This window comes from Endozoicomonas gorgoniicola (genome assembly GCF_025562715.2).
In the GTDB taxonomy this organism is placed as follows: Bacteria; Pseudomonadota; Gammaproteobacteria; order Pseudomonadales; family Endozoicomonadaceae; genus Endozoicomonas_A; species Endozoicomonas_A gorgoniicola.
Genome location: NZ_JAPFCC010000001.1, coordinates 4,039,855 through 4,047,500, shown reverse-complemented (window position 1 = coordinate 4,047,500; position 7,646 = coordinate 4,039,855). Strand labels below are relative to the sequence as shown.

The 7,646-nt window shown below is 49.7% G+C and carries 4 protein-coding genes and 2 rRNA genes (1 of these 6 running past the window's edge); 5 read left to right on the top strand and 1 reads right to left on the bottom strand.

Features of this window, described 5'->3' with window-relative positions:
• The 4 genes from NX722_RS18395 to NX722_RS18380 form a co-directional block, all read left to right on the top strand.
• Nucleotides 1-2,744: ribosomal RNA gene (locus tag NX722_RS18395) — 23S ribosomal RNA — on the top strand (it extends 177 nt beyond the left edge of the window).
• A gap of 201 nt (nt 2,745-2,945) precedes the next feature.
• Nucleotides 2,946-3,061, top strand: a 5S ribosomal RNA gene (gene rrf, locus NX722_RS18390).
• Nucleotides 3,062-3,256: 195 nt separating this feature from the next.
• Nucleotides 3,257-3,949, top strand: a complete 693-nt coding sequence (locus NX722_RS18385; protein ID WP_262564308.1) for an SDR family oxidoreductase — start codon at nt 3,257-3,259, stop codon at nt 3,947-3,949.
• 351 nt (nt 3,950-4,300) lie between these two features.
• Nucleotides 4,301-4,855 (top strand): DUF2799 domain-containing protein, encoded by a 555-nt coding sequence (locus tag NX722_RS18380; protein ID WP_262564307.1) that lies wholly within the window; start codon nt 4,301-4,303, stop codon nt 4,853-4,855.
• A gap of 94 nt (nt 4,856-4,949) precedes the next feature.
• Here the strand turns inward: NX722_RS18380 and ilvA are convergent, their stop codons facing one another.
• Nucleotides 4,950-6,464, bottom strand: coding sequence for a threonine ammonia-lyase, biosynthetic (gene ilvA / locus NX722_RS18375; RefSeq protein ID WP_262564306.1), 1,515 nt, complete (start codon nt 6,462-6,464; stop codon nt 4,950-4,952).
• 127 nt (nt 6,465-6,591) lie between these two features.
• On the opposite strand from ilvA, the gene rpiA reads away from it, so the two are divergent.
• Entirely contained in the window at nt 6,592-7,263 is a 672-nt protein-coding gene (gene rpiA, locus NX722_RS18370) for a ribose-5-phosphate isomerase RpiA (protein WP_262564305.1), read from the top strand.
• The last annotated feature ends 383 nt before the right edge of the window (nt 7,264-7,646 follow it).

Below are 7,646 nucleotides of genomic sequence, written 5' to 3'. Positions count from 1 at the left end.
GCGAACCCGGGGAACTGAAACATCTAAGTACCCGGAGGAAAAGAAATCAACCGAGATTCCCCCAGTAGCGGCGAGCGAACGGGGACCAGCCCTTAAGCAATCCTGGAGTTAGCGGAACACACTGGAAAGTGTGGCCATAGTGGGTGATAGCCCCGTACGCGAAAACTCCTTTATTGTGAAATCGAGTAGGACGGCACACGTGAAATGCTGTCTGAACATGGGGGGACCATCCTCCAAGGCTAAATACTCCTGACTGACCGATAGTGAACCAGTACCGTGAGGGAAAGGCGAAAAGAACCCCGTTGAGGGGAGTGAAACAGAACCTGAAACCGTGTACGTACAAGCAGTGGGAGCCTACTTGCTCTTTATTGAGCGATGGGTGACTGCGTACCTTTTGTATAATGGGTCAGCGACTTACATTTTGTGGCAAGGTTAACCGCATAGGGTAGCCGTAGGGAAACCGAGTCTTAATAGGGCGAACAGTCGCAAGGTGTAGACCCGAAACCGGGCGATCTATCCATGAGCAGGTTGAAGACCAGGTAACACTGGTTGGAGGACCGAACCCACTGTCGTTGAAAAGCCAGGGGATGACTTGTGGATAGGAGTGAAAGGCTAATCAAGCCCGGAGATAGCTGGTTCTCCTCGAAAGCTATTTAGGTAGCGCCTCTTGTCTCACCATCGGGGGTAGAGCACTGTTTGGGCTAGGGGGTCATCCCGACTTACCAACCCCATGCAAACTCCGAATACCGATGAGTGCAATCAAGGGAGACACACGGCGGGTGCTAACGTCCGTCGTGGAAAGGGAAACAACCCAGACCGTCAGCTAAGGTCCCAAAGTAATAGTTAAGTGGGAAACGATGTGAGAAGGCCCAGACAGCCAGGAGGTTGGCTTAGAAGCAGCCACCCTTTAAAGAAAGCGTAATAGCTCACTGGTCGAGTCGGCTCGCGCGGAAGATGTAACGGGGCTCAAACTATTCACCGAAGCTACGGGTTCAGTACTCTTTTTATTAAGAGTTACTGAGCGGTAGAGGAGCGTTGTGTAAGCGGTTGAAGGTGTGCCGGGAGGCATGCTGGACGTATCACAAGTGCGAATGCTGACATGAGTAACGATAAAGGGAGTGAGATCCTCCCTCGCCGGAAGACCAAGGGTTCCTGCGCAACGCTAATCGGCGCAGGGTGAGTCGGCCCCTAAGGTGAGGTCGAAAGACGTAATCGATGGGAAACAGGTTAATATTCCTGTACCCCCCTTGACTGCGATGGAGTGACGGAGAAGGCTAGGCCGGCAGGGCGATGGTTGTCCCTGTTTAAGGTCGTAGGCTGTGGGCCCAGGCAAATCCGGGTCCACTTATGCCGAGAACTGATGACGAACCGGCTACGGCCGGGAAGTGGTTGATGCCATGCTTCCAGGAAAAACTTCTAAGCGTCAGGTCAAGGGGGACCGTACCCCAAACCGACACAGGTGGTCAGGTAGAGAATACCAAGGCGCTTGAGAGAACTTGGGTGAAGGAACTAGGCAAAATGGCACCGTAACTTCGGGAGAAGGTGCGCCGGTTCTGGTGATGAGATTTACTCTCTAAGCTGGGACTGGTCGAAGATACCAGGTGGCTGCGACTGTTTATTAAAAACACAGCACTGTGCTAACACGTAAGTGGACGTATACGGTGTGACGCCTGCCCGGTGCCGGAAGGTTAATTGATGCTGTTATTCTTCGGAAGAAGCGGTTGATCGAAGCCCCGGTAAACGGCGGCCGTAACTATAACGGTCCTAAGGTAGCGAAATTCCTTGTCGGGTAAGTTCCGACCTGCACGAATGGCGTAACGATGGCCACGCTGTCTCCACCCAAGACTCAGTGAAATTGAAATCGCTGTTAAGATGCAGTGTATCCGCGGCTAGACGGAAAGACCCCGTGAACCTTTACTACAGCTTCACAGTGGATCTTGATGTTGCTTGTGTAGGATAGGTGGGAGGCTTTGAAGTGTGGACGCCAGTCTGCATGGAGCCAACCTTGAAATACCACCCTGGCAATATTGAGGTTCTAACCCAGGTCCCTTACCGGGACCGGGGACATTGTGTGGTGGGTAGTTTGACTGGGGCGGTCTCCTCCCAAAGAGTAACGGAGGAGCACGAAGGTTGGCTAAGCACGGTCGGACATCGTGCGGTTAGTGTAAAGGCACAAGCCAGCTTGACTGCGAGACGTACAGGTCGAGCAGGTACGAAAGTAGGTCTTAGTGATCCGGTGGTTCTGAATGGAAGGGCCATCGCTCAACGGATAAAAGGTACTCCGGGGATAACAGGCTGATACCGCCCAAGAGTTCACATCGACGGCGGTGTTTGGCACCTCGATGTCGGCTCATCACATCCTGGGGCTGAAGCCGGTCCCAAGGGTATGGCTGTTCGCCATTTAAAGTGGTACGCGAGCTGGGTTTAGAACGTCGTGAGACAGTTCGGTCCCTATCTGCCGTGGACGTTGGAAGTTTGAGGAGAGCTGCTCCTAGTACGAGAGGACCGGAGTGGACGAACCACTGGTGTTCGGGTTGTGTCGCCAGACGCATTGCCCGGTAGCTAAGTTCGGACGGGATAACCGCTGAAAGCATCTAAGCGGGAAGCCCCCTTCAAGATGAGACTTCCCTTGGCCTTCGAGGCCACATAAGAGACGTTGAAGACTACGACGTTGATAGGCGGGGTGTGTAAGCGTTGTGAGGCGTTGAGCTAACCCGTACTAATGACTCGAGAGGCTTGACCATATAACGCCAAAGCGATTTGCACTGAAAACGTTCCAGACGTTTTTCAGCACTTCCTCCATCCATGGAGGTCGCCATGCACGAGAGTGTGAAGCAAGAACAAAAGCTTATTAAGAACAGGATTCCAGAGTTTGCAGTAGCCTAAACTGGCAGCGGAAAGCGGAAAGCGGAAAGCGGAAAAACTGCAACTCAAAAAAGAATTTGCCTGGTGACCATAGAGTGTTGGAACCACCCGATCCCATCCCGAACTCGGAAGTGAAACGACACATCGCCGATGGTAGTGTGGGGCTTCCCCATGTGAGAGTAGGTCATCGCCAGGCACTAATTAAGAGAACCCCAGTCGAGAAATCGGTTGGGGTTTTTGCTATGTGTGGAAAAAGCAAGAACAACAAAAACATCACCGATACTATGTGGGCTACACTGCTTTCCATCAAAGCGGATTTGCCTGTCTGTGAGTCTTGTTGCTTGCCAGCTAAACAGTCCGCTTAAAATAACGATTTTCAGGAAGGTGCAATATGTCAGACGATAAAACCCTCGTGATTACCGGGGCTTCCAGTGGTATTGGTGCGGAAACCGCCCGGCACGCAGTTCAGGCTGGCTGGTCTGTGGTGATTGCCGGTCGTCGTAAAAATGCACTGGAAGATCTGTGTGTTGAGTTGGGTGGCAGTGAGAAAGCGCACCCGGTCGTATGCGATGTATCTTCCTGGGATGATCAGCAAAAGCTGGTTAGCGAAGCATTGCAGCATTTTGGCAAAATCGATGCGGTTCTTGCCAATGCCGGTATCGGGGGAACTCCGGGAGGGTTCAGCGGTGCCGACCCGCTGCAATGGAAAGATATGATTCTTACCAATGTTTATGGTGTTGCACTAACGTTGAGAGCCAGTCTGGAAGAGATTAAAAAGAATAAAGGGCATGTTGTCATTATGAGTTCTGCGGCCGGCCGTCTTCATTTATCGGGCTCTATGTACGGAGCAACCAAATGGGCGGCGTCTGCTATTGGTTATAATCTGCGGGAAGAGTTAAAGGGTACAGGCGTTCGAACTACCATTATTGAGCCGGGTGTAGTGGATACTCCATTTTTTGATGATCCTAAGCCTGATGGCTTAAAGGCAGAAGATATTGCCCGGTCTGTGATGTTTGCCTTATCTCAGCCTCATGGAATGAATCTTCATGAAATGACTGTTTACCCAACCAGCAGTCAGCATTAACCTACCGAAGATTGCTGACAGTATGCAAACTGAAGCTGGAAAGCGGATGCCTGAGCGCAGCAGTCAGTTTATACGGGATTTTCGGGATCAACTGTGTCGTGAGTTGAGGGGGAGAGTATTAACTGAGCAATTCATAGACCGTTATTTTTGTACGAGCTTAATAGTCGGTGTATTCCGTAGATTGCCTTAGGTATATGTCTAGAAATTTTCGTCAAGTAGCTGCTAACCAAATCCTTACAAGATGAATAGACTTAGCGTCTATTTTTCGTTTTGAGACTTCTAACCGTGTTGAAAAAAATAACAGCGATTTCTCTGGTAGCTTCCATGGGTTTTCTGGGGGGGTGCGCCACTATGAGTGAGTCTGAGTGCCTTAACGCTGACTGGCAGTTAATTGGTTTTGAAGATGGCCTGAATGGCTACTCTATGTCCCGAATTGGCGATCATCGCAGTGCTTGCGCTGAATACTCTATTGTTCCAAGCCAGGCGCTATACCAGCAAGGTTTTGAAGCAGGCTTGAGGCAGTTTTGTACGCCGACTAATGCTTATGATTACGGAAAGAGTGGCGGAACCTATAACCACCAGTGTCCGGCAGATTTGCACAATGAGTTTCTGAAGTATTACAACCAGGGGCAAGAGTATTACGCTGTCGAGAAATCTATTCGGGATTACGGTTACAAAATTGCTGACGCAAAGAAAAAAATAGAGAAGCTGGAAAAGAAAATTCTCGACAAGGAAGCCAGAATTATCAGTGACGACAGCTCGGCAGAGGAGCGCTTGAGACTGGTAGGCGATATTAAGCGACATAAAGAAGAGATTGGTCACTTGAGAACCGCAAGGACGGCTGACGAGCGTAAGCGGGCGGTAAAAGAAGAAGAGCTGTCCCGGCTTCAGGCTCCGGCAGTCTAAAATGTCTTCATGGTTGGCATAAACGACAGTCGTCGCAATTGTTGATACCAGGTTGAGGCATAAAAAAGGGAGTCGCAAAGGACTCCCATACTGGTCAGCCCAAAAAGGCTTTATAGGCTTTGTTATTGGTTTCCTCGGAATAGTGGTAGCCAATTTCATCCAGAAAGCCGCTCACGTGCTTTCTTTCCCCGGGTGGAACATCAAGACCCACTGCAACACGACCATAAGCCGCACCATGGTTACGGTAGTGGAACATGCTGATGTTCCAGCGTTTGCCGAGTTTGTTCAGGAAGTTCAGCAAAGCACCGGGACGTTCCGGGAACTCGAAGCTGTAAACCACTTCGTTTTCAACGGCACTGCTATGCCCTCCAACCATATGGCGAACATGGAGCTTTGCCATTTCATTATCGGTCAGGTTTTCAACCGGATAACCTTTGTCTTTCAACTCATTGATGAGGTTATCGATCGGCATCTGGTCGGGGTGTACCTGCACACCGACAAAAATGCTGGCATTTACCGGATCGTGATAGCGGTAGTTAAACTCTGTCACGCTGCGCTTGCCCAATGTTTCACAGAAGGTTTTAAAACTGCCGGGACGTTCCGGAATCGTTACAGCAATGATGGCTTCGCGCTTTTCACCCAACTCAGCGCGTTCAGAAACATAGCGAAGACGATCAAAGTTAACGTTGGCGCCTGAGTCTATTGCCATCAGTGTTTGCTGCTGAACCCCTTTGTACTCAACAAATTTCTTCAGCCCCGCAAGCGCCGTTGCCCCAGCGGTTTCACAGATAGACCGCGTGTCATCGAAGATGTCTTTAATGGCTGCACAGATTTCATCTGCACTAACGGTAATGACTTCATCAATATACTCTCTACAAAGCTTGAAGGTTTCCTCACCAATCTGTGCCACGGCGATGCCATCTGCAAAGATGCCTACGTGGGGCAAAACTACACGTTCGTCAGCGTCTAATGCTGCTTTCAGGCAGGCAGACTCTTCGTATTCAACACCAATCACCTTAATGTCCGGGCGGAGATACTTGATGTAGGTGGCGATACCGGCAGCCAGGCCACCTCCGCCGACAGGAACAAAAACAGCATCCAGGGGGCCGGTATGCTGGCGGAGTATTTCCATGCCGATCGTTCCCTGTCCGGCAATGGTATCAGGATCATCGTAAGGGTGAATAAAGGTGTAGCCATGGTGCTCAACCAGTTCCAGTGCGTGTTTCAGTGCCTGGTCGAAGGTGTCTCCATGCAGAATAACTCTGGCGCCTCTCACCTTACACGACCGAACCTTTATTTCCGGTGTGGTGGTGGGCATAACAATAATGGCTTCAATGCCCAGCTTTTTTGCTGCCAGCGCCACGCCCTGGGCATGGTTGCCTGCCGAGGCGGCAATCACACCACAGTTTTTCTGTTCCTTATTGAGCTGGGCAATTTTGTTATAGGCACCACGAATTTTGAAAGAAAATACGGGCTGAAGGTCTTCCCGTTTAAGAAGAATGTTATTGCCCAGACGCTCGCTCAGAAAGGGAGCTGGATCGACAGGTGTTTCCACCGCGACATCGTAGACCCTGGCTTCCAGAATCTTTCTTATATAGTGGTGAGGCATTTTGTTCTGCTATTTATACTGACTTTTTTTGGATTTTCATTGGTTTTGGGCATTCTAAAGGAAATCGGTCGGGGTTGAGTAGTATAATTCTTGTTTTCCCCGTGTCTCATGCTGTTAAGGTAACGTAATGACTCAGGACGAACTGAAAAAAGCAACGGCTGAAGCCGCTCTGGAACGTATTCTTCCACATCTGGAAGATGACATGATCATCGGTATTGGTACAGGTTCCACCGCTAACTTCTTTATTGATGCCCTGGCTGAGCATAAGGCGAAGTTTGATGGTTGTGTTGCCAGTTCTGAAGCGTCTGCAGACCGCCTGAAAGGCCATGGAATTCCCGTTTACGATCTGAACAGTGTTTCCAGTCTGCGCTTTTACATCGACGGTGCTGATGAAACCAACGAACACCGGCAGCTGATCAAAGGCGGCGGCGCTGCATTGACCCGTGAAAAGATTGTTACGGCTGTGGCTGAGGAGTTTATCTGCATCGCTGATGGCAGCAAGAAAGTGGATGTGCTGGGCCAGTTCCCACTGCCTGTTGAAGTGATTCCAATGGCTCGCAGTTATGTGGCCCGTGAACTGGTTAAGCTGGGCGGCGATCCGGCTTATCGCGAAGGTGTAGTGACTGACAATGGTAATGTCATTCTGGATGTCTGGAATATGCAAATTACCGATGCGGTTGCCACGGAAGAGAAAATCAATCAGATCGTAGGTGTGGTCACTAATGGTTTATTTGCTGCCCGACCAGCCAATGTGTTGTTGCTGGGTACTGAAAACGGAGTGGAAACCATCACTGCCTGATCATTTCTGCCTGATCATTACTGTCTAATCATTACTGTCTAATCATTAAGAGTGGCCGGTTGAACCGGCCGTTTTTAATAAATCTGATTTTATCATGCTGATATCAGAAAACACTGGCAAAGAAAAAGTGCAAGGCTATGATAATACTGCCAAATGATAACGTTAGTACGACAAGTTCGCTGAAATTCAGCTCGTAGTCGCAACTCTTTATATCCCTCTCGACTTCCCTCTCTAGTTCCATAGTACAGCTCCCTCTATGACAGGCTTTTTCTGGTGTTTCTATTCTTTTTCAGTGTGACTTGATTCAGTTTTTTCCTTATACATTCTCAAGTTTAGAGCTGTTTCTGATACTGATCCTTGCTACATTGGTCGGAAATTCGACT